The organism is Ignavibacteriales bacterium (assembly GCA_026390815.1).
GTDB lineage: Bacteria > Bacteroidota > Ignavibacteria > Ignavibacteriales > SURF-24 > JAPLFH01.
On the sequence record JAPLFH010000041.1, the window covers coordinates 97,837 to 119,859 of the forward strand.

18 protein-coding genes are annotated in these 22,023 nt (G+C 34.2%); all 18 read left to right on the forward strand.

All coding sequences use genetic code 11. The features are described 5' to 3' along the window. The first annotated feature begins 70 nt into the window (after positions 1-70). The 18 genes from NTX22_13095 to ispD all read left to right on the forward strand — a co-directional run bounded on the left by NTX22_13095 (position 71) and on the right by ispD (position 21,964). Positions 71-574: a deaminase gene (locus NTX22_13095; GenBank protein ID MCX6151460.1), complete on the forward strand. Its 504-nt coding sequence runs from the start codon at positions 71-73 to the stop codon at positions 572-574. Positions 575-719: 145 nt separating this feature from the next. Further along, the gene (gene ppk1, locus NTX22_13100; GenBank protein ID MCX6151461.1) at positions 720-2,846 is read left to right on the forward strand and encodes a polyphosphate kinase 1; all 2,127 of its coding nucleotides are present in this window, start codon (positions 720-722) and stop codon (positions 2,844-2,846) included. A 100-nt stretch (positions 2,847-2,946) separates the two neighbouring features. Next, complete coding sequence (gene apbC, locus NTX22_13105; protein ID MCX6151462.1) at positions 2,947-4,053, forward strand: iron-sulfur cluster carrier protein ApbC; 1,107 nt, start codon at positions 2,947-2,949, stop codon at positions 4,051-4,053. 24 nt (positions 4,054-4,077) lie between these two features. Further along, positions 4,078-4,305, forward strand: coding sequence for a NifU family protein (locus NTX22_13110; GenBank protein ID MCX6151463.1), 228 nt, complete (start codon positions 4,078-4,080; stop codon positions 4,303-4,305). Between the two features lie 161 nt (positions 4,306-4,466). Next, positions 4,467-5,222, forward strand: a complete 756-nt coding sequence (tpiA, locus tag NTX22_13115; protein ID MCX6151464.1) for a triose-phosphate isomerase — start codon at positions 4,467-4,469, stop codon at positions 5,220-5,222. Positions 5,223-5,354: 132 nt separating this feature from the next. Then, on the forward strand, positions 5,355-7,937 hold the full coding sequence (locus NTX22_13120) for a hypothetical protein (GenBank protein MCX6151465.1): 2,583 nt from the start codon (positions 5,355-5,357) through the stop codon (positions 7,935-7,937). Between the two features lie 13 nt (positions 7,938-7,950). Then, complete coding sequence (locus tag NTX22_13125) at positions 7,951-8,094, forward strand: hypothetical protein (GenBank protein MCX6151466.1); 144 nt, start codon at positions 7,951-7,953, stop codon at positions 8,092-8,094. A 2-nt stretch (positions 8,095-8,096) separates the two neighbouring features. Beyond that, positions 8,097-11,690, forward strand: coding sequence for a chromosome segregation protein SMC (gene smc, locus NTX22_13130; GenBank protein ID MCX6151467.1), 3,594 nt, complete (start codon positions 8,097-8,099; stop codon positions 11,688-11,690). Further along, a complete protein-coding gene (locus tag NTX22_13135) occupies positions 11,677-12,240 on the forward strand; it encodes a T9SS type A sorting domain-containing protein (protein MCX6151468.1) in 564 nt (187 codons plus the stop codon). Before smc ends, NTX22_13135 begins: the two co-directional genes overlap by 14 nt. Continuing rightward, a complete protein-coding gene (locus NTX22_13140; GenBank protein MCX6151469.1) occupies positions 12,221-12,940 on the forward strand; it encodes an MtnX-like HAD-IB family phosphatase in 720 nt (239 codons plus the stop codon). The genes NTX22_13135 and NTX22_13140 overlap by 20 nt, the downstream gene beginning before the upstream one ends. 52 nt (positions 12,941-12,992) lie before the next feature. Continuing rightward, positions 12,993-13,580 (forward strand): isoprenylcysteine carboxylmethyltransferase family protein, encoded by a 588-nt coding sequence (locus tag NTX22_13145; GenBank protein ID MCX6151470.1) that lies wholly within the window; start codon positions 12,993-12,995, stop codon positions 13,578-13,580. Next, positions 13,577-14,716, forward strand: a complete 1,140-nt coding sequence (gene lpxB, locus NTX22_13150; GenBank protein ID MCX6151471.1) for a lipid-A-disaccharide synthase — start codon at positions 13,577-13,579, stop codon at positions 14,714-14,716. The genes NTX22_13145 and lpxB overlap by 4 nt, the downstream gene beginning before the upstream one ends. Positions 14,717-14,723: 7 nt before the next feature. After that, positions 14,724-15,380 carry a lysophospholipid acyltransferase family protein gene (locus tag NTX22_13155; GenBank protein ID MCX6151472.1) on the forward strand — a complete coding sequence of 219 codons (657 nt, stop codon included), beginning with the start codon at positions 14,724-14,726 and terminating at the stop codon, positions 15,378-15,380. Continuing rightward, positions 15,380-16,441, forward strand: coding sequence for a tetraacyldisaccharide 4'-kinase (gene lpxK / locus NTX22_13160; protein ID MCX6151473.1), 1,062 nt, complete (start codon positions 15,380-15,382; stop codon positions 16,439-16,441). Before NTX22_13155 ends, lpxK begins: the two co-directional genes overlap by 1 nt. Positions 16,442-16,516: 75 nt before the next feature. Then, entirely contained in the window at positions 16,517-19,303 is a 2,787-nt protein-coding gene (gene ppdK / locus NTX22_13165; protein MCX6151474.1) for a pyruvate, phosphate dikinase, read from the forward strand. A gap of 111 nt (positions 19,304-19,414) precedes the next feature. Continuing rightward, entirely contained in the window at positions 19,415-20,449 is a 1,035-nt protein-coding gene (queA, locus tag NTX22_13170; protein MCX6151475.1) for a tRNA preQ1(34) S-adenosylmethionine ribosyltransferase-isomerase QueA, read from the forward strand. Positions 20,450-20,514: 65 nt separating this feature from the next. Then, positions 20,515-21,252, forward strand: coding sequence for a hypothetical protein (locus tag NTX22_13175; GenBank protein ID MCX6151476.1), 738 nt, complete (start codon positions 20,515-20,517; stop codon positions 21,250-21,252). Between the two features lie 28 nt (positions 21,253-21,280). Beyond that, positions 21,281-21,964 (forward strand): 2-C-methyl-D-erythritol 4-phosphate cytidylyltransferase, encoded by a 684-nt coding sequence (gene ispD, locus NTX22_13180; GenBank protein ID MCX6151477.1) that lies wholly within the window; start codon positions 21,281-21,283, stop codon positions 21,962-21,964. The last annotated feature ends 59 nt before the right edge of the window (positions 21,965-22,023 follow it).

The window sequence follows — 22,023 nt, forward strand, 5'->3', positions numbered from 1 at the left end:
TAAAACAATTTTTCAGATTCATTAACTATTTTGAAATTGCTTGATTATTAAACAAAGGAATTAAACATAAATGACAAAAGTAAAAGTGCATCGTCCATCGTGGGATAATTATTTTTTAAAACTTGCTATGTTAGTTTCAGAACGTTCAACCTGCCCGCGTATGCACTGCGGTTGCGTGCTTGTAAGAGACAAACAAATTTTATCAACTGGTTACAATGGCTCAATCCCAGGTGATGTTCATTGTGAAGATGAAGGTTGTCTAATCGTTGATAATCACTGTGTTAGAACTATCCACGCAGAAATGAATGCAATCCTTCAATGTTCCACTAATGGAACAAGTACAATTGGTGCAACCGCATACATAACAAATATGCCTTGTACTAATTGCTCTAAAGCTTTAATTGGTGCACAGGTTAGAGAGATAGTGATTTTTTCCGACTATCACGATACCATGGCAGAAGATTTTTTCAGGAAAGCAGGCGTTGCAATTAAACGACTTGAAATGCCTTCAATTACAATAAATTACGATTTGAAAAGTTATTCATCTGCAAAGAAAACGGTTAGGAGTAAGTAGGAAAGTAGAAATGGGAAGGGGAAAGGAGCAAGGTTAGGCAGATTAGGGTTAAAATAAATCCAAAAACAGGATTCTGAATACATTCTTATGGCTCCTTTCTTCTTTTAAAAAGAAAAGTTTTATATTTGTAAAAAAAGTTAGCATAATGCCGTATAAAGAATTATTAAAAAAGTACAATAATCCAAAAAATTTCTTTAACCGGGACCTTAGCTGGTTGGAATTTAACAGAAGAGTTTTGGAAGAAGCGCTTAACCCAGAATTGCCGCTTCTTGATAAGATAAAATTTCTTTCAATCTTTAGCTCCAACCTGGATGAATTTTATATGATCAGAGTTTCTGGTTTAAAAGATCAGGTTGCTGCAAAAGTTAGCGAACCAACTATCGATGGACTTACTCCAAAGGAGTTGCTCAAAAAGATTGAAAAGGAAGTTCAGGAAATGCTTAAAACAGTAATGGACTTCTGGAAGGATGAAATTTTACCTGCCCTTAAAAGGAATAATATTCTTATAGTTGAAGCAGATGAACTTTTAGAAAATGAATTAACTTTATTAGATGAGTATTTTAAGAAAGAAATTTATCCGGTATTAACTCCCTTAGCGTTCGATCCAGGCAGACCATTCCCATATATATCGAACCTTAGTTTAAGTCTTGCAGTATTAGTTAAAAAACCAACAGGTGAAAAACATTTTGCCCGCGTTAAAGTTCCAAGCATATTGCCAAGGTTGATGCCAGTAAATGATATCGTTAATCCCAATAAAAAGAAAAGCAATGGGAATGAAGCAATAAGATTAATTTGGTTGGGAAGCGTGATAAAAAGAAATCTTAACCTGCTTTTTCCGGGAATGGAAATTCTTGAAGCACATCGATTTAGAATTACACGAGATACTGACCTTGAATTGCAGGAAGATGAAGCCGATGATTTATTGCAGGTGATTGAAGAAACAATTAAACAACGCCGGTTCGGTTCTGTCGTTCGTCTTGAAGTTGAAAACGCCATGCCTGAGTTTATGATCGATACTTTGATTGAAAACATGCAAATTACCCGCGATGATGTTGATATTGTTGATGGACCCATTGGGTTAAGTTATGTTTTGATGCTTTATGACCTTCCCTTTCACGATCTTAAAGAAAAAGTACATTACCCAGTTATCCCCCACATTTTTGAGGAAGCAGAAAATATTTTTAGTTTGATTCGTCAACGGGATATTCTTATTCATCATCCGTATCATTCATTTAATCCCGTAATTGATTTTATTAAAGCAGCAACCAAAGATCCTGATGTTATAGCAATTAAACAGACTTTGTATAGAGTTGGATCAAATTCCCCAATTATCGAATCCCTGATTGAAGCAGCAGAATTAGGAAAGCAGGTTGCGGTACTTGTGGAATTGAAAGCAAGATTCGATGAAGAAAATAATATTTATTGGGCAAGAGAACTTGAAAAAGTTGGTGTTCATGTAGTTTATGGTTTACTTGGGTTAAAAACACATGCCAAAATGACTCTGGTAGTTCGCAAGGAATTTGACGGGCTTAAAAGATATGTTCATCTTGGTACAGGAAATTATAACTCTTCAACTGCAAAGATTTATACAGATTTAGGTTTGTTTACAGATGATGAAGATATCTGCTCGGATGTTTCTGAAATTTTCAACTTCCTAACTGGTTATTCCGGACAAAAAGATTTTAAGAAATTAATTGTTGCTCCTATAAATATGAAAGAGAGATTTCTGAAATTAATTTATCGAGAAATTGAAAATGTAAAAGCTGGGGGCAAGGGTCACCTTATATTTAAAATGAATTCACTTGTTGATCCAGAATTAATCTCCGCCATATACGAGGCATCGAATAGTGGTGTTAAAATAGAAATGATTGTTAGAGGAATTTGTTGTTTAATCCCCGGAGTTGAAGGACTAAGTGAAAACATACAAGTGATAAGTATTGTTGGCAGATATTTGGAACACAGCCGCGTTTATTACTTTTACAATAATGGAAGTGAAGATATTTATTTAAGCAGTGCTGATTTAATGCAGCGCAATCTTGAAAGAAGAGTTGAAATTTGTTTCCCGATAGAAGATGAGCATATAAAACATACTATCATCCGTACGTTGTTGAATGCTTCATTTAAAGATAATGTTAAAGCACGTATACTGCTCCCGAATGGAAAGTATGTTCATAAAATTCCTGAGAATGGAGCAAAGAAAATTAACTCTCAGGAGTGGTTGATGAATTATGCGATAAAGGAGAACAGTAAAAAACTAAAACAAAATATTTAGAACCGCAAAATATTGATGTTAAATTTTGTGAACCTCTCTAATTAAATCAATGTTATAAAATCAAATTCAAGTTTTTAGAAATGAAGTTTTTGGAGGAACGATGCCTGAATTGTCAAATGAAAATATTTTGAATTCATTAAGAAAAGTAGATGACCCGGATCTTCGCAAAGATCTGGTAACACTTGGAATGATCAAAGATATTAAAATTAATGGAAATGATGTTTCCTTAACGGTAGAACTTACAACCCCAGCCTGTCCACTTAAAGATAAAATAAAGAGTGATTGCATTGAAGCAATTAAAAATGATATCCCAACCGTTGGCAATATTTCTATTGAAATGTCATCAAATGTGGGAACACACAATGACGATAGAAAATCTGTTATTCTGCCCAATGTTAAAAATACAATTGCTATTGCAAGCGGTAAAGGTGGAGTTGGAAAAAGCACAGTTGCAGTTAATCTTGCCGTAGCACTTGCAAAAGATGGCGCTAAAGTTGGCTTACTGGATGCAGATATTTATGGTCCAAGTATTCCAATAATGCTTGGGATAAATGAAAGACCCAAAGTAATCCAGGAAAATGGAGGTGTTAGAATAATTCCTCTTGAAAAATATGGTTTAAAAATCATGTCAATCGGCTTTCTGATTGATGAGCAAACCCCGGTAATTTGGCGCGGTCCAATGGCAAGTGGCGCAGTAAAACAATTTATGTCCGATGTAGATTGGGGCGAACTTGATTACCTTATTTTCGATTTGCCTCCAGGTACCGGCGATATACAACTTACACTGGTTCAAACTATTCCACTAACCGGTGCAGTTATAGTAACCACACCGCAGGAAGTATCCCTGGTAGATGCACGAAAAGGACTGTTAATGTTCGGAAGAGTTAATGTTCCTGTGTTTGGTATTGTGGAAAATATGAGTTATTTTTTAGCGCCTGATACTGGAATTCGGTATGATATTTTTGGCACCGGTGGCGGTTCAAAACTTGCACTTGAGAATAAAATTGAATTCCTTGGTGGAATTCCAATAGATCCGAGAATTAGAATCGGTGGTGATAAAGGTGTTCCAATTGTATATGATTTACCCGATACTGAGTATTCGCAGATAATTCAAAAAATTTCCAGGGATTTGGCAGCCCAAATTAGTATTAATTTAATCTCACGGGCTTCAAAAAAAGTAGAGATTTTACTTGGTGAAGAGAAATAAGCATTAAATTATCGAGAATCCTTTATGGAAGAAAAAGTATTAAAGGCTTTGGAATCAATACGTCCTTATTTGCAGGCTGATGGCGGAGATGTTGAATTAATCAGAGTAACACCGGAAGGAATAGTTGAAGTTAAATTAACAGGTGCATGCGGGCATTGCCCAATGTCTCAAATGACATTACGGGCTGGAGTTGAACGAGCATTGATCCGCGAAGTGCCTGGTATAAGACGCGTTGAAGCTGTGAACGGTTAGTAATGTTTTCTATTGCAAAATAAGCAATTTAAGTGATGATTTTGTTTGTTTATTATTCAAGAGTTTTACTCTTCATAAATTAAGATCCAGATAAAAACCCACAGCTTAAATTTAGAAAAGAATCAAACAACCTGTAATTATAAATTTTTTAGGTGAACAGAATGCGAAAAAAAATAATCGCCGGAAATTGGAAGATGAACAATGATATTTCGGCAACAAAAAATCTTATTAATGAATTAAAAACAAAATTGCAAAATGAAAATTTACAAACCGGTATAATTATTTGTCCTCCATTCACTTCACTTGAAACAGCAAGTACTTTGGTATATGGCACAAAAATACTGCTTGGTGCGCAAAATATGCACTTTGAAGACAGTGGTGCATTTACTGGTGAGATTTCCGCTAATATGCTAAAAAACGCTGGCTGTACATTTGTAATTCTTGGGCACTCAGAACGCCGTACTATATTTAATGAATCCGATGAACTTATAAATAAGAAAATGAAGAAAGCTTTATCCGCAACATTAAAACCTATATTTTGTGTTGGAGAAACATTACAGCAAAGAGAAGAAGGAATTACCGAAACAATTATAAAAACACAAATTGTTGAAGGTTTGAAAGATATAAAAGAAAATGAATTAGAAAATATTATTATCGCATATGAACCGGTTTGGGCAATTGGAACAGGCAGAAACGCAACTCCACAACAAGCTCAGGAAGTTCATCTTTTCATCAGAACTTTAATAAGCAAACTTTACTCTGATAGTGCTGCTCAAAACATGGTTATCCAATACGGTGGAAGTGTTAAGCCAGATAATGCAAAAGAACTTCTTTCTCAACAGGATGTGGACGGTGCATTAGTAGGTGGAGCTTGTTTAAAAGCCGACTCATTTATTTCTATTATCAAATCCGCATAAATCATTCGTTTTAAGCCTTTTCTTTTTTTTTGAAAAGGCTTAAAAATGCTTTATTTTCCCGCTTTTTATATTGATTTGCCTCCTCAAAAGTAGTATCTTTAGTGTCCTTTTTTTTAACGTTAAACACTAATAATGAAATCAAAATTTATTGTATACATTCTAATCACATTTCTTGCATTAGCCAACCTTAACCTGGGACAAGTTGTAATAAAAGAACTTGGAAGAAAAGACGTTGAGAACATCGATAGCGTTTCTTTTGGTGGCTCCAAACTAAGAAAAACAATCGATCTTAATGGAAGGTGGGATGTATATCTTCCAAATGAATTTGAAAAGAGAAAATCTGTTACAGTTCCATCAAGCTTTACTGGTGAAGAAGTTCTGGTTTACGAGAAAAATTTGAATCTTGACCCCGTAACAATATCAGAAAATCATTTCAGACTTGTTTTCAATGGAATTAATTATTCCGCAGAAATTATGCTGAATTATTTTGTAATCTACAAACATTCTGGCGGAGATTACCCAATCAAAATAGATTTGCCTAAAGACATTTTGAAAACTAAAGGAAAGAATATACTAACGGTTAAAGTATTTCATCAAATTAATTCTGATGAAAGTATACCGGTTGAACAACGTTTACTTTTCCCGGAAAATTTTGGGGGAATTGCACGAAACGTTTTTCTTGAAGTAATGCCAAAAGTATTTTTATCCGGTTGGGAACATTCTTACAATGTTTCCGGCACATCAAGAGCTAACCTAAATATCAATGCAAAATTTATAAATAATAATGGAATTAATAAGAGCGATACTCTTTCCAATTCAAATTCCTTTTCTTGCAGGTTACGGCTCGTTTCACCAACTGGGGAAGAAGTTATTTCCAATTATGTTCAAAGCTTTATCCTTTTGCCAAGAAAGGAAAAAAATCTTTCGATGTCATTCGATTTGAATAATCTTCAACTTTGGTCTCCACAAAATCCAAGGATTTATAAGCTTACAATTCAACTTGTACGGAACGATGTAGTAATTGATGAAATAATAAAACCAATTTCTTTTTATTCACTTCAGGCTCATAAAGATTCCTTAACATTAAACGGACACAGTTTTACATTAAATGGCGTAACTTATTATGCCTCATATGTAAATAATGGTAACCTGGCTTCTTACCAGCAAATGAAAGAAGATGTAAAAATCATTAAGTCTATTGGTTTTAATGCAATCAGGTTTGCAAAGGGAACGCCCGACCCGGTAATGCTAAATCTTTGTGAGGAATTTGGTTTGCTTGCACTGATAGAATTACCGTTGAATAGTATTCCTACCCAGATATGCTGGAATGCAAATTTTAAGGAGCGCGTTAAAAGTTTTTTAATTCCTTTTATTAACAGCTATAAAGAATATGGCGCTGTAGCTGCTGTTGGATTAGGTAGTTCATATGTTTCAAATTCTTTTGAACAGGCAGAATTTTTAAAAGAACTTGGTGCTATTACTAAAATGTATTTTAACAAACTAACATTTGCTTCATTTGTTGGATACAACATTACGCAAATTGAAAATGTAGATTTCTATGGTATCGAGATTGTTAATAAACAATTGGATGATTTCAAATTAAAACTGGAAAATGTTGAACATGATTTAGGAAAAGGTAAAGTATTTATAAGTGAAGCAACTTATGCTTCATATTCGGGCAGCACTAATGGTTATCTTAATCCGTTTTCGTATGAAGCTCAGGCAAAATTTTATTCTGATCTTTTGGATTTTTGTATAGACAATAATCGTTCTGGTTATTTTATCAATTCCATTTTTGATTTCAGGGGAGATTATTCTTCCTTAATATCTGGTTTCAATCAAAATAACATTTACCGTATTGGAATCCTTGGAGAGGACCGGGAACTAAACCGCATAAGTCAGAAGGTTATTTATTCAAAACTTCATTCAACGGAAAAAGTAACCATTCCAATTGGCAGTAAAAAAGATGATGCGCCGATGGTTTTCATTCTATTCGGAATGGCATTGGCACTTCTTTTAGGTTTCCTTATAAATTCAAAACGGAAATTTCGCGAAGATGCTTCCAGGGCTTTGCTAAGACCATATAACTTCTTTTCAGATGTTCGGGATCAACGGATTCTTTCCGGTTTTCATTCTAACTTTTTAATGTTAATGTTATCCGGAACATCAGCATTGCTGCTTTCCAATTTACTCTTTTATTTCAGAGGGAATATCTTACTGGAAAAAATTGTACTTGCTTTTGGAATGCCATCTCTTATTAAAGCAGTTTCTTATTTAGCATGGAATCCTCTTTATGCTATAATCTGGTTAACTGTAATTTCAATTTTCTTTTTAATAATTACAACATTGTTAGTTAAGATAGCTTCGTTCTTTGTAAGGAATCAGGTCTTCTTTTCAAGTGTTTACTTTACTGTAACGTGGTCTTTTTTGCCTTTACTTTTATTGCTTCCTTTAGGTCTTATACTTTATAAAGTTTTAAATGCGGAATTTGTGACAGTTTACCTTCTTATTGCTTTAGTTGTTTTTACAGTTTGGATTTATTATCGTTTGATGAAAGGTATATATGTGATTTTTGATGTGAGTTCCGGAACGGTATATTTTTACAGCATCATTTTTATCGTGGTTACTATTGTAGGTGTTCTCTTGTATTTTCAAATCAGCAACTCGACTGTTTATTATTTGCTGAATTCATTCAAACAGTATAGCGTGATGTAACGATGGGAAAAAAATGATTAGATATTCAAGTGATGGAAAGCAGGAATATTGGAATGATGATTTTATGAATGATTATAATCGTTCTTCATTCCAATATTCCATCTTTCCATTCTTAATGCGTGTATTTGTGGTAAGTTTAACAATGTTTCAGGTTTAGAATTGTATCTATCAAAGTTAGAGATATTCGGATTTAAGTCGTTTGCCCATAAAACCATTATAGATTTTAATAAAGGTGTAACAGCAATTGTTGGTCCTAATGGTTGCGGAAAAACAAACATAGTGGATGCAATCCGATGGGCATTGGGCGAGCAACGCACTACTACTCTGCGTAGCGACAAAATGGAAAATGTAATCTTCAACGGAACACAGAATAGAAAACCGATGGGGATGGCTGAGGTTTCATTAACTATTATAAATGATCTGGGAATTTTACCAACCGAGTATACAGAAGTAACTATCACCCGCAGAATTTTCCGCTCGGGTGAAAGCGAATATCTGCTTAACAGAAACATTTGCCGGCTTAAGGATATCACCAATCTTTTTATGGATACCGGAATGGGAACAAACGCTTATTCCGTTATTGAGTTAAAGATGGTTGAAACGATACTTAGTAACAAAGCTGATGAGCGGCGAACTATGTTTGAAGAAGCTGCCGGAGTAAACAAATATAAACTACGCAGAAGATTATCTTTAAAAAAACTTGAAGACATCCGCCGCGATTTAACAAGAGTTAATGACATCGTCACAGAAGTTGAAAAGCAAGTTAACTCCCTGGAAAGACAGGCTAAGAAAGCGGACAAATATAATCGTGTTTCTACTATTCTAAGAGAACTTGAACTTGATTTATCAGAAAGAGAATTTTCTCTTTGGAATAAAAAAAGAACTTCGTTCAAAGATGAAAAAGAAGTTTTCTTCAATCAGAAAATTCAGATTGAATCCGAATTGAGAAATTTGGAAGATGAATTAAATCTACTACGCGAAAAGATTTCCGGAATTGAGAGTACTTTAAATGAAAAGCGGAAAGAAATTTCAGGTCAAAACGAAAAGATCCACCGCATTCAAAATGCTCTTTCTGTAGCAGCCGAAAGAAAAAAATCACTTGAAAAAAATCTTGGAAGATATAGGCAGGAACTTGAAGAACTTCATTTTCAGGATGAAGAATCTAATGATTTTATAACAACTACTCATAAAAAAATAGAAGAATTAATCTTTTCAATTTCCGAAAAAGCCAAGTACATTGAAAATGAAGAAGTTCAGCTTGATGAAAAAAGGAATCAGCTTGATGAAAAGAAAATTGTACTAAAGAAACAAAACGATGAAGTACAGGAAAAATCCATTGCACTTACGCGAAAGGAAAATCAACTTGCTAATCTTCAAAAAACTTTAGATGAAACTAATTCTGCAATTGATAAGCTGAATGATAAGATTCTTTCAATCACTAACCACATTGCCAAGACAGTTGGCTATCTTGAAGAACTTGAACAGGAAAAAACTGAGACTGAGAAAAAACTTAGTGAATGGGACAAACTCTTCCTTCAAAAGCAAAGTGAAAAAGCTGCGCTGGAAAAAAAATTGACCGATTTGAAAGGTAAAGAGATTGAGGAACGAAGCGTAATAAGAGCAGTTACTGATAAAATAGATTTTCTGCAAAGTTTAATAAACAACCTGGAAGGTGTTTCTAAAGGAGCAAAAGTTTTAATCGAAAGTGACGGTTGGACTGAAAAGGAAAAAACTTTGCTTGCTGATGTTGGCGAATCTGAAGATAAATTCAGGTTTGCAATTGAAGCCGCACTTAAAAATGTTCTGAACAATCTTCTTGTGGATACTTTCGATGATCTGCAAAGGGCAATAGATTATTTACAGAAGAATGATCTGGGCAAAGCTTCATTCCTTGTTCTTGGAATGGATGATAACATTAAAAAAACTTTATTAGATAAATTTCAAAACTTTTCACTCAACCGAAAAGCAAAGCTGATCCAGAAAGAAAAAGGATTTACCGGGTGGGCAAACGCTTTTGTTCAATCGGATGACAGGTGGAAACCATTCTTTAACAAAATATTAATGCGTACTGCAATTGCTGAAGATCTGGAATCTGCATTTGTACTTAGCAAAAAGTATCGTGGATTTAATTTTACAACTTTGAATGGTGATTTTATTCACGAGAGCGGTTTGATTGAAGCTGGCTCGCTTCCAAAGCTTGATGAAACTCTTTTTGGTAGAAAGAAACTTCTTCAGAATTTACGGAATGAATTCCCAAAATATGAAGCAAATCTTGAAAAAATAAAAGCGCAGATTAGGGAAACGGAAGAGAAGATTGAAGAAATTAATTTAAAAGAATTATCAGATCAGAACAGAATTCTTTTAAACGATCTTGCCAACATCGAAAAACAAATTGCCCAGTTTGAATTTGAGAAGAAAAAATCTTCTGATGAAATAGAAAAGCTCAGAACCGAAATTCAGGATCTTGCAAGTAAATCGAATCGTACGGATAACGAAGTTATTTCTCTTACAGAAATATTAAAGGATGAAACTGCTGAAAAGGAAAGTGTTGAAAAAGTTTTAGTGTCAATCGGTGATGATGTTAAATCTGCTGAAGAAGATTTTAATTCAACATTCACTTTGTATAACCAGGCTAAACTGGAATTAGAAAGATTGATTGGTGAAAAGAAAAATCTTGAAAATGCAATCGACCGGTCGAAGCAAACCAAAGAGAATATTAAAAAGTCGATTAGTAAAAGAGAGATTGATATTTCCAGTACAGAAGAAGAGTTAATTGCACTTCAATCAATTGCCGAAGACAACCAATTGGAATTGGATGATCTTGAAGAAACAAAAAGAAAGCTAACTGCGGTTGAAAGTGAGATATTCGAAAATCTAAAAGCAAATAAACTCCTGGCGAGCGAACTGGAAAAGAAACTTTCTGAACTTAGAAAAGAACGCGATAAACTGCTTGAAGAAATTCATTCCCTGGATATTAGGTTGAATGAAATAAATCTGAAGATTGATAATCTTATTGAACATATAAAAGAAAATTATTCACTTGCACTTGAATTAAAAGAATTTGAAGACCTTGATGCTTTTAACTTTGAAGAAAGAACTAACGAAGTTCATAATTACAAACAACAGATTAAAAATTTGGGACCAATCAATCTTCTTGCATACTCCGAATATGAAGAAGAAAAGCAACGGTTGGAATTTTTGCACAAACAAAGAAATGATCTGGTCGATTCTGAAAAAGATCTGATCAAAACCATTGAAGAGATTAATATCAATGCACAAAATCTTTTCCTGGAAACTTTTGAAAAGATTAAGGAAAATTTTACCAAGATTTTCCGTTCGCTTTTTAATCCTGGCGATGAAGCCGATCTGAATTTAGAGGAAAACGTAGACCCGCTTGAAGCAAAGATTGAGATTATAGCTAAGCCAAAAGGTAAACGCCCAACTTCAATCGAGCTGCTTTCCGGAGGAGAAAAAACGCTAACGGCTATTGCACTTTTATTCTCCATCTATTTAGTTAAACCAAGCCCCTTCTGCATTCTGGATGAAGTTGATGCTCCGCTTGATGACGCAAACGTTGATAGATTCACAAAAATTATACAAGAGTTTAGTGCAAGCACACAGTTTATTATGGTTACCCACAATAAGCGCACTATGGAAGCTGCTGAAACTATGTACGGAGTTACAATGCAGGATGAAGGTATTTCCAGATTAGTAAGTGTTCAATTTAATGAGGATTTAAATGTTGTTACTTAATGAAAATATAATTGGGACAGTTTCGAATTTAACCGAAGACTCTCATGTTCAATTCGTAGTTCAGTTAATGTTAGTTGTTATGTGCGTTTTGTTTTTATTTACAAATGCGGAAGCTCATTCAAAAAAGAAAGCTAAAGTAAAACGGCATCACAAGGTTCATACTAAAGTTATCAATCATAAAAAAATCAGTCTTGGTCAAATAAATTTTAAGGAATTTGATACTATAAAACCGGAAAATTTTAATTTTTCATTAGAACAAAATTCTCCAAATCCTTTCAGAGATTCCACATTGATTAAATACCACGTTGCAAGTAAATGCAATGTTACATTGGAAATTTATAATGATAAAATTGAAAGAGTAGCCGAGCTTGTTAATAATGTTGAAGAAAACGGTGACTATGCTATTCCATTCAAAACTGAAACTACTAATGGCAGGCTACCAAATGGTATTTATTTTTACCGGTTGCGCGCTGGCGAATTTGTAGAAGTTAAAAAGATGATAATTATGAATGAAGGATTGGCTTTCTTAGATGAACGAAAAGAACTTTAAAATATTTGTCGATTTTGATGGAACGATCACTAAAATTGATGTTGGTGAAGCATTCGTTAATTCTTTTGGTAATTCGGAAAGGAATAGCGAGATAATCCAGCTATGGATTGAAAATAAAATTACTTCTCCGGAAAGTTGGTTCCTAATGTTCGAACATGTTCGGTTTGATGAAAATGCTTTTGATAAGTTCTTGGATAAAATTGAAATTGATAAAAGTTTTTCCGGTTTCGTTGCTTATTGCCACCTGAATAGTTTTGAAGTAAGAGTTTTAAGTGATGGCTTTGATCTTTACATAGATAAAATTTTGAAAAGAGAAACGCTTTCTGATCTGGAAGTGTTTTGTAATAAAGCTAAAATAAATGCAGAAGAACAAATCATTCCAACATTTCCTTATGGTGATGAGGAATGTAAACATTGTGGCAACTGCAAACGGAATCACATCCTCTCCAATTGCGGTGATGAAGATTATATAATTTACATAGGCGATGGTTACTCTGATAAATGCCCCATTGAATTTTGTGATTATGTGTTTGCGAAAGATTCTCTTTTGAAATTTTGTGAAATAAACCGCATTACTTATTTCCCGTTTCAAAACTTTGATGATGTTATCAAAAAGTTAGAAGAGTTAAAAAGCAAAAAAAGGTTGAAGAAAAAATTTCAAGCTGAAGTAAAACGCAAAAATGTTTTTATGCAAGGCTAATTTACAGGTTATTAGATTTAGTATTTATAAATATTTAAAAACATAAAAAAGAATGAGCAATTTTCAATCAAAAATATTTAAATATAGAAGCTATACACCAATCCCGTTCCTTTTGCTGATGTTCCTTTATCAATGGGTAAATGTCTGGAGTTTTATCTTCGGCTTTATAATTGCATTAGCTGGTGAATGGATGCGACTGTGGGGTGTTAGCTATGCTGGCAGCGAAACCCGAACAACCGGAAGCGTTGGTGGTACATATTTAGTAATAAGCGGTCCATTCGCACATGTTAGAAATCCGCTTTACGTTGGCAATATGTTAATGTACCTGGGGATGGGTGTTATGTCTTTTGCGATTTTTCCATATCTGCAAATTTTGGCTTTGCTGTTCTTCTATTTTCAATATCGATTCATCATCAAAGAAGAAGAAGAATATTTAAAGAAAGCTTTCGGTAAAGATTATCAAGAGTATTTTAAAAATGTTCCAAGGTTTTTTCCCAGAGCATCCGCATATAAGAATCCAGGAATTCCTCAACCTAAATTTAATTTTAAGGCAGGTATAAAATCGGAAAGAAGAACTTTGCAGGCATTTGCATTTGTAACAATAACTTTGTTGTTAATAAGAATCATTAGAGGAATTTGAACAAGAACCTGTTAATAATTGCAGGGGAATCTTCTGGCGATTTGCACGGAGCATCTCTTGTAAAAGAATTGAAAAAGATGGACAAAAACATTTCTATTGTTGGCATTGGCGGTAACAAAATGAAAGCTGAAGGAATGGAACTGCTCTACCATATTAACCAAATGTCATTTCTGGGACTTGTGGAAATTCTAAAGCATATTCCATTTATGAAAAGAGCCCAGGCAAATTTGATTGATGAAGTTAAGAAAAGAAATATTAAAACCGCTGTGCTTATAGATTATCCTGGGTTTAACTTAAATATTGCCTCACGCTTAAAAGCACTGGATGTAAAGCTGATCTATTTTATTTCCCCACAGGTTTGGGCTTGGGGCGCTGGAAGAATAAAAAAAATAAAAAGATTAATTGATAAGATGCTCGTTATTCTTCCATTTGAAGAATTGCTGTTTAAGCGCGAAGGAATTGATGCTGAATTTATTGGTCATCCTTTACTTGAGCAGATTGAGAATTATAAATTTTTAAGTCGGGATGAGTTGTTTGAAAAATGCGGATTGAATAAAAATCAAGAAATGCTTTTAGTGCTTCCGGGCAGCCGGGTTCAGGAAGTAAAGAAAATTTTCCCGCAAGCAATTTTAGCAGCAAATAAATTAGCCGAGGAATTTAATCTCCAGGTTGTTGTTGCTTGTTCGGATGATATTGAAGAAAAGATTTTTGCTGAAATATCACCAGTGGAAAATTTTAAGGTAGTTAAAGGATATACTTACGATTTGTATAAACAATCCCAAATTGGAATTATAAAATCCGGCACTTCAACACTGGAAGCAGGTTTGTTTGGGCTGCCAATGGTTATTGTATATTCAACCAATCCTTTAACTTTCTTTATTGGTAAAAAAATAGTCAAGATTGATAGAATTGGTCTGGTAAATATTGTAGCAGAAGAAATGGTTGCACCGGAATTACTTCAGCAGGATGCAAACTCTAAAAAGATTTACGAAACAGTAAAATCAATTTTAATTGACAAGAATAGATATGATTCAATCAAACAAAAATTAAGTTTGTTGAAGCATAAGTTGGGAACAGCCGGTGCCGCCAAACGTGCAGCAGAAGTTGTTTACACTTTTTTAAGTAATTCTGATTGAAGAAAAGATGAGTTTCAAAAAACACAAACAGAATTTTTTGCGGTTTATCGGCAACCATCTTCTTTTCAGGTTAACGATGCTGCTTTGCAAAACATTAAAGATAAATATTAGAAATAGTGAAGCGATAAATAAATTTTATAATGAAAAGCAAAACTTTGTACTGGCGTTCTGGCATGGAACAATGTTAGTTCCCTGGTTCATTCATCGTAATAAAAACTTTGCGGCAATTGTAAGCAAAAGTAAAGATGGCGGCTTATTGGAAAGAGTGCTTAAACCACTCAACTATACCGTCGTGCGGGGCTCTAGCCATACAGGTGGAAGCATTGCTCTTGGAATTTTAGTGGATTACGCAAAGAATGAAAAATCCATTGCAATTACCCCGGATGGACCGAAAGGTCCTCCAAGAAAATTGAAAGCCGGAGCAGTTATTGCAGCTAAGAGAGCAAAAATTCCATTGGTATTACTTGGTGCCGGTTATCAGAAAAAAAGAGAACTAAGTAGCTGGGATAAATTTCAGGTTCCAATATTTTTCAGTAAGGTAAACCTTATTTATTCAGATCCGATTTATATTGATAACGAATTATCATATGAAAAAACTTCTGAAGTAATTGAAGATTGTAATAAGAAATTAAATGAAATTCAGAAAGAGGCAGAAACTTTTTAATGCTTTTTTTAAGAATCATATCGTTTCCACTTATTCCAGTTTATAAATGGATTATTTTATTTAGAAATATTTTTTTCGAAAAAGAAATATTTACATCGCACAAGGTAGAAGCAAAAGTTATTTCAGTTGGCAATATTGTTGTCGGTGGTTCCGGCAAAACACCGGCAGTAATTTACATTACAAATCTGCTTAAGATTGCTGGAATTAAAGTTGGAGTTCTAAGCCGTGGATATGGTAGAAAATCAAAAGGCTTTCAACTTGTTTCCGATGGTAAAGATATTTTATGTGATGTTACAACTTGCGGAGATGAGTTGATTCTTACGGCTATGGAATGTAAAGTGCCGGCAGCCGCTTGTGAAAGTAGAGTTGAAGGCGCACAGAAATTAATAAAACAAACTGGTGTAAATACTATCATACTTGATGATGCATTTCAGCATAGATGGATAAAGCGGGATTTGGATATTCTTATTTTCGATCAAATGTTTTTAAGTAAACCCGGTGGAATGGATCAGAACCTTCTTCCAACTGGATTAATGCGGGAACCTTTCTCTTCTATCAAACGTGCGGATGCAATTATTATAAATAGAAAATTTTCTGATTACTTCCCTATTCCTTCGGTACTTATTCCAGTATTTGGCGGAAAGAAAATTTTCAATGCATACTATAAAACAACCGGCATTGTTGATGTAAAAAATCATCAGTTTTATAAAGCAGAGGAATTCCATGGACAAAAAAGTTTGGTTGTAAGTGGTATCGCCCGTCCATCCTCTTTCTTAAATGCGTTAAAACAATATAATATTGATGTTACAAATCAACTTATTTTCCAGGATCATAAACATTATGCAGAAAAAGAAATTCAGTTGATAAGAAAAAAGTTTTATTCAACTAACGCAAATTCAGTTATAACAACTGCCAAAGATGCTGTAAAACTAACTGAGTTTAGCAAAGAGCTTGACGATATTGATATATATTACTTGAAAATTGAACTTGAGATTGACAACAAAGAAGAATTTGAAAAATTGATTTTAGAAAATATTAACAACTTTACTTCTTCGCAGTAAAGAAAAATTACTGCCGGGAATATATAATGAACGAAGAAATTTTATTTTTATTCACTAAATAATTGGAGAAAAAATATGGCTGACAAAAAACCAAAATATGTTTATTCTTTTCTGCCAGGTAAGGCAGATGGAAAAGCAGAAATGAAAAATCTACTCGGTGGTAAAGGTGCAAATCTTGCAGAAATGGCAAATATCGGATTGCCCGTTCCGGCAGGTTTTACAATTACAACTGAAGTTTGTACTTATTATATGAAATATGGAAAGAAACATCCTAAAGAATTAGAAGCACAGCTAAAAGATGCTCTTTCCAAAGTTGAAAAAGTAATGGGTGCAAAGTTTGGCGATCCAAATAATCCTTTATTAGTTTCTGTTCGTAGCGGTGCGCGTGCATCAATGCCGGGAATGATGGAAACTATTCTTAATGTTGGATTGAATGATGTAACACGTGAAGGATTAATTAAGAGAACCAATAACCCACGTTTCGTTTACGATTCACAACGCCGGTTAATTCAAATGTATTCTGATGTTGTTATGGAAAAAGCTTCTGGTGTAGAAGTAGTGGAAGGTATGGGGGTTCGTGCGCAACTTGAAAGAGAATTGGAAAAGATGAAACAATCTCGCGGAGCTCACAACGATACTGATTTAAGCGCTGATGATTTGAAAGAACTGATCGATATCTACAGAGCAAAAATAAAAGAAGTTCTTGGAAAAACATTTCCTGAAGATCCAATGCAACAGTTATGGGGTGCAATCAATGCTGTATTCCAAAGTTGGAATGGAAAACGTGCTATCTCTTACAGAAGAATAGAAGGAATTCCTGATGAGTGGGGAACCGCAGTAAACGTTCAATCAATGGTATTTGGCAATATGGGCGATTCATCTGCAACTGGTGTTGCATTCACAAGAAATCCTGCCACTGGTGAGAATTATTTTTATGGTGAGTGGCTGGCAAATGCACAGGGTGAAGATGTTGTAGCTGGAATAAGAACTCCAAATCCAATAAACGAAATTGGAAAGAGTGAACATACAGAACATCTTTCTTCGCTGGAAACTGCAATGCCAGCAACATATAAACAACTTCATAAAATTCAGCGCTCTCTCGAAAATCATTACCGTGATATGCTTGATATAGAATTTACAATTCAGGATGGAAAACTTTATATGCTGCAATGCCGCGTAGGAAAACGTAATGGTCCTGCTGCTGTAAAGATGGCTCTTGATATGTACAAACAAAAATTGATCACAAAAGAAGAAGCTGTAATGCGTGTTCAACCTGCTCAGTTCGATGAACTTCTTCATCCTATTATTGATCCTGCATTTGAATTAAAAGCAAAACCAATTGCAAAAGGATTGCCGGCTGGTCCTGGCGGAGCTTCCGGACAAGTTGTATTCACGGCAAACGATGCTGTTGCATGGGCAAAAGAAGGTAAGACTGTTATATTAATTCGTGAAGAAACAAATCCAGAAGATATTGAAGGAATGAGAGCAGCACAAGCAATTCTAACCGCACGCGGCGGAATGACTTCCCACGCTGCATTGGTAGCACGTGGTTGGGGAAAATGCTGTATTGTTGGAGCTGGAACTGTAAAAGTGAACCTTGAAGAAAAAACATTCGTAGTTAACGGTGATACAATAAAAGAAGGCGACTATATAACTCTTAACGGTAGCAAGGGTACTGTTTATCTTGGTCAACTTCCAATGAAGAAGGCTGCTGAAGATAATCCAGAGTTCGTTGCATTCATGAAAATATGCGATCAGGTTAGAAGATTGAAAGTAAGAACAAACGCAGACACACCGGAAGATGCAGCGAGAGCACGTGCCTTTGGTGCAGAAGGTATCGGTTTGTTCAGAACGGAACACATGTTTTATGGAAAGCACTCAGAAGAACCGTTATTCAAATTAAGAAAGATGATCGTATCTAAAACAGAAGCAGAAAGACGTGCTGCGCTTGATGAATTATTCCCTTATGTTAAAAAAGATATTAAAGGTACACTTGCAGCAATGGATGGATATTCCGTTACTATCAGAACGCTCGATCCACCACTTCACGAATTTGTTCCTCAACGTGAAGAAGAAAGAATTAAGTTATCTGAAAGTCTTGGAATTTCATTGGATGATTTGAATGAAAGAGCAGAAGCTTTACATGAAAACAATCCGATGATGGGACACCGTGGTGTTCGTTTGGGAATAACTTATCCGGAAGTTACTGAAATGCAGGTAAGAGCAATTTTTGAATCAACAGCAGAATTGCTTAAGGAAGGTAAGAAGCCTTTTCCGGAAATTATGATTCCTGTTGTTGGTGTTGAAACTGAATTAAAACATCAATACAAATTGATTGAAAAGATTTACAAAGAAGTCTGTGCCAAATTCAACATAAAGAAAATTCCTCACCTTGTTGGAACAATGATTGAAATACCACGCGCTTGTCTGACTGCAGATAAGATTGCTGAATATGCACAATTTTTCTCGTTCGGAACAAACGATTTAACTCAAATGGGTTTTGGTTATTCGCGTGATGATATTGGAGGATTTTTACCTGAATATTTGGATAAAAAAATTCTTCCCGTAGATCCATTCCAGGTTATCGATTTCGAAGGAATTGGTCAACTAATGCAAATGGCTGTAACTAAAGGAAGAAGCGTTCGCCCTGATTTGAAGATTGGAATTTGCGGAGAGCATGGCGGCGAACCAGCTTCAGTAGAATTCTGTCATCAATTAGGATTGAACTATGTAAGCTGTTCACCATTTAGAGTTCCTATTGCACGTTTAGCTGCTGCCAGAGCAGTTGTAAATGAAGCGAAAGCTAAAACTGCCGCTAAAAAACCAGCAGAAAAAAAAGTTAAAGCTTCTAAGAAAAAATAAAATAAAAACAGCATGCAGATGACACAGGTTAAACTAGTACAAAATATTTTACCAGTAAAATCTGTGTCATCAACTTGCAATTGTTTTAAATGATTGAATGAAGGAGAGCAAATGAAACTATCCGATTTTAAATACAATTATTCTAAAAATGCTATCGCAAAATTTCCAGTAGCAAAAAGAGATTCCGCTAAGATGATGGTTTTGAAGCGGGAAAATCAAGCTATAGAAAACAAAAAGTTTAGTGACCTTATTGATTTTATGGAAAAAGGTGATACACTCGTAATTAATGAAACAAAGGTAATTCAAGCAAGATTATATGGCAAGAAAGAACGAACAAACGCTAAAATTGAAGTCTTTTTACTTAGAGAACTAAATAAGGAAGAATGTATTTGGGATGTAATTGTTGACCCTGCAAGAAAAGTAAGGATAGGAAACAGAATCTATTTTAATGATAAACTCTGGTGCGAAGTTATAGATAATACAACTTCACGCGGAAGAACAGTTCGATTCAATCAGCCAGGCAATATTTTTAAGGCTGTAGAAAAAATTGGTCAAACACCGCTACCACCATACATTAAAAGAGATCCGGTTCCTGAAGATAAAGAAAACTACCAGACAGTTTTTGCAAAGGTAGATGGCGCAGTTGCAGCACCAACTGCTGGTTTACATTTTACAAATGAACTGATTGAAAAGATTAAGAAAAAAGGAATAAAGATAGTTCCAATACTTCTTCACATCGGTCTTGGTACATTTCGCCCTGTGGAAGTAGAAGATTTGACAAAGCATAAAATGGATTCTGAATTCTTCGAAATTTCTGAAGCGACTGCCGAAGCAATAAACAAAACTATTATTTCAAAACAAAAAGTTTTTGTTGTTGGAACAAGTTCCTGCCGTGCACTTGAAAGCAGTGTAACTGCAGAAGGTTTTGTAAAACCTAATCGTGGCTGGACAGATAAATTCATCTTTCCACCTTATGAGTTTAAAATTGCTGATGCGCTGATAACTAATTTCCATGCACCGGAATCAACGTTAATTATGCTTGCTGCTGCATTTGCCGGTTACGACTTTTTAATAAAAGCATATAAGAAAGCACTTAAAGATAATTACCGCTTCCTTAGTTATGGCGATGCAATGCTAATAATATAAGTAGTATATAGTTGATAGCTTTTAATTATTAACGAAATTTGTTAATTAAACATAAGGGTGGCTTCATGAAAAGTTTACTTTTATTATTATCAATTTTTTATATAATACTTTCACTCAATTTGTTTTGTGAAGATATTTATCTGAAAGATGGGAAAATTTATAAGAATGTAAAAATTATAAAAGAATTCCAAGGTTCAGTAGTAATACAAATTAATGACAAAGAAATAGCAATTGCAAAATCTTTTATTTTAAAAATTGAACAAATTGCATTTAATGATTCATTTAAAAGTACAATTATTGATACAGTTAAAATCAAAGAAAATGAAAATAACATTATCCAATCAAAGGATAATCCTTGCAATGATAAATTATTTCTGAGTTTACAACAAAAAGAAACCTTGACCAAAGAAGAAGTACAAGCCTATGTTGAATTAAAAAAAATGTGCGAGGAATCTAAGAAAAAAAGTTTATTGCAAAATTCAAATAATGAACTATCAAAACAGACTATAAAAGAATATCCTCGTTTACCTTTATTGACAGTAGGATGTTTAGGTTTTATTGGTGCTTATCATTTTATAAAAAAGGCAAGTGATAAATCTGATGCAATTAATGCTTTAAATGGTTTGAAAGGATTGATTCCCAATACAAAAATTGATACTGATGAACTTGAAAATGATAGAGATTGGGCTATTATTGGTGGAGTAGTTTGTGGAGTTGCAGGTGTAGTTTTTTCAATAGTGGCATTACAATCAGTTGAAGTTAAAATATCTCAAAATCAAATTTCATTAAGTTACAATTTCTAAAATTAAGGGATTTCTAAAAACAAATTTGATGAAAACAGTAGCAATTATTCCGGCGGGTGGACAGGGAAAACGGTTCGGTGAATCCTTGCCAAAACAGTATCATCAAATTAATGGAAAAGAAATCCTGATTTATACGCTGGAGATATTTCAGCATTGTTCTTTGGTTGATGAAATCGTTGTTGCTGCGCAGAAAGATTTTTTCAATTTGATAAAAGAACGCACGGATCAATATCAAATTACTAAAATGAAAAAGATAGTTGAGGGTGGAAAGGAAAGACAGGATTCTGTTTACAATGCTTTAGTTTCCTTTGAAGCAGATAAAAATGATTTGATAGCAGTGCACGATGCAGCCCGACCTTTACTTTCAAATGAAATTTTAGAAAACGCTTTAAAAGCAGCTAAAATTTTCGATAATATTCTGGTCTGCTTAAAAAATAGCGACACTTTAATTAAAGGCAAAGATGTTGTTCATTCTTATATCGATAGAGAAAATATTTTCCATGTACAAACTCCGCAAATATTTAGATATGAGATATTAAAAAAATCTATGGGGTTAGCATTAAGGGAAAATTTTTATGGTACAGATGAATCGATGCTGGTAGTTAGAGCAGGATACAATGTAAAAATAGTAGCGGGTTCTGTTTTAAATTTCAAAATCACTTCACAGGAAGATGTGGAAATGTTTAAAAAAATGATACAAGAAAAATTATAATGTTACGAACTAATTATCTTGCAATTTGATCGGTTAATAACTAAAATTCACTTGTAAAA

What these genes read in the sequence shown, in the direction of transcription:
- NTX22_13095 (MCX6151460.1), top strand. Translation starts at nt 71, where the DNA reads ATGACAAAAGTAAAAGTGCATCGTCCATCGTGGGATAATTATTTTTTA.
- ppk1 (MCX6151461.1), top strand. Translation starts at nt 720, where the DNA reads ATGCCGTATAAAGAATTATTAAAAAAGTACAATAATCCAAAAAATTTC.
- apbC (MCX6151462.1), top strand. Translation starts at nt 2,947, where the DNA reads ATGCCTGAATTGTCAAATGAAAATATTTTGAATTCATTAAGAAAAGTA.
- NTX22_13110 (MCX6151463.1), top strand. Translation starts at nt 4,078, where the DNA reads ATGGAAGAAAAAGTATTAAAGGCTTTGGAATCAATACGTCCTTATTTG.
- tpiA (MCX6151464.1), top strand. Translation starts at nt 4,467, where the DNA reads ATGCGAAAAAAAATAATCGCCGGAAATTGGAAGATGAACAATGATATT.
- NTX22_13120 (MCX6151465.1), top strand. Translation starts at nt 5,355, where the DNA reads ATGAAATCAAAATTTATTGTATACATTCTAATCACATTTCTTGCATTA.
- NTX22_13125 (MCX6151466.1), top strand. Translation starts at nt 7,951, where the DNA reads ATGATTAGATATTCAAGTGATGGAAAGCAGGAATATTGGAATGATGAT.
- NTX22_13135 (MCX6151468.1), top strand. Translation starts at nt 11,677, where the DNA reads ATGTTGTTACTTAATGAAAATATAATTGGGACAGTTTCGAATTTAACC.
- NTX22_13140 (MCX6151469.1), top strand. Translation starts at nt 12,221, where the DNA reads ATGAACGAAAAGAACTTTAAAATATTTGTCGATTTTGATGGAACGATC.
- NTX22_13145 (MCX6151470.1), top strand. Translation starts at nt 12,993, where the DNA reads ATGAGCAATTTTCAATCAAAAATATTTAAATATAGAAGCTATACACCA.
- NTX22_13155 (MCX6151472.1), top strand. Translation starts at nt 14,724, where the DNA reads ATGAGTTTCAAAAAACACAAACAGAATTTTTTGCGGTTTATCGGCAAC.
- lpxK (MCX6151473.1), top strand. Translation starts at nt 15,380, where the DNA reads ATGCTTTTTTTAAGAATCATATCGTTTCCACTTATTCCAGTTTATAAA.
- ppdK (MCX6151474.1), top strand. Translation starts at nt 16,517, where the DNA reads ATGGCTGACAAAAAACCAAAATATGTTTATTCTTTTCTGCCAGGTAAG.
- queA (MCX6151475.1), top strand. Translation starts at nt 19,415, where the DNA reads ATGAAACTATCCGATTTTAAATACAATTATTCTAAAAATGCTATCGCA.
- NTX22_13175 (MCX6151476.1), top strand. Translation starts at nt 20,515, where the DNA reads ATGAAAAGTTTACTTTTATTATTATCAATTTTTTATATAATACTTTCA.
- ispD (MCX6151477.1), top strand. Translation starts at nt 21,281, where the DNA reads ATGAAAACAGTAGCAATTATTCCGGCGGGTGGACAGGGAAAACGGTTC.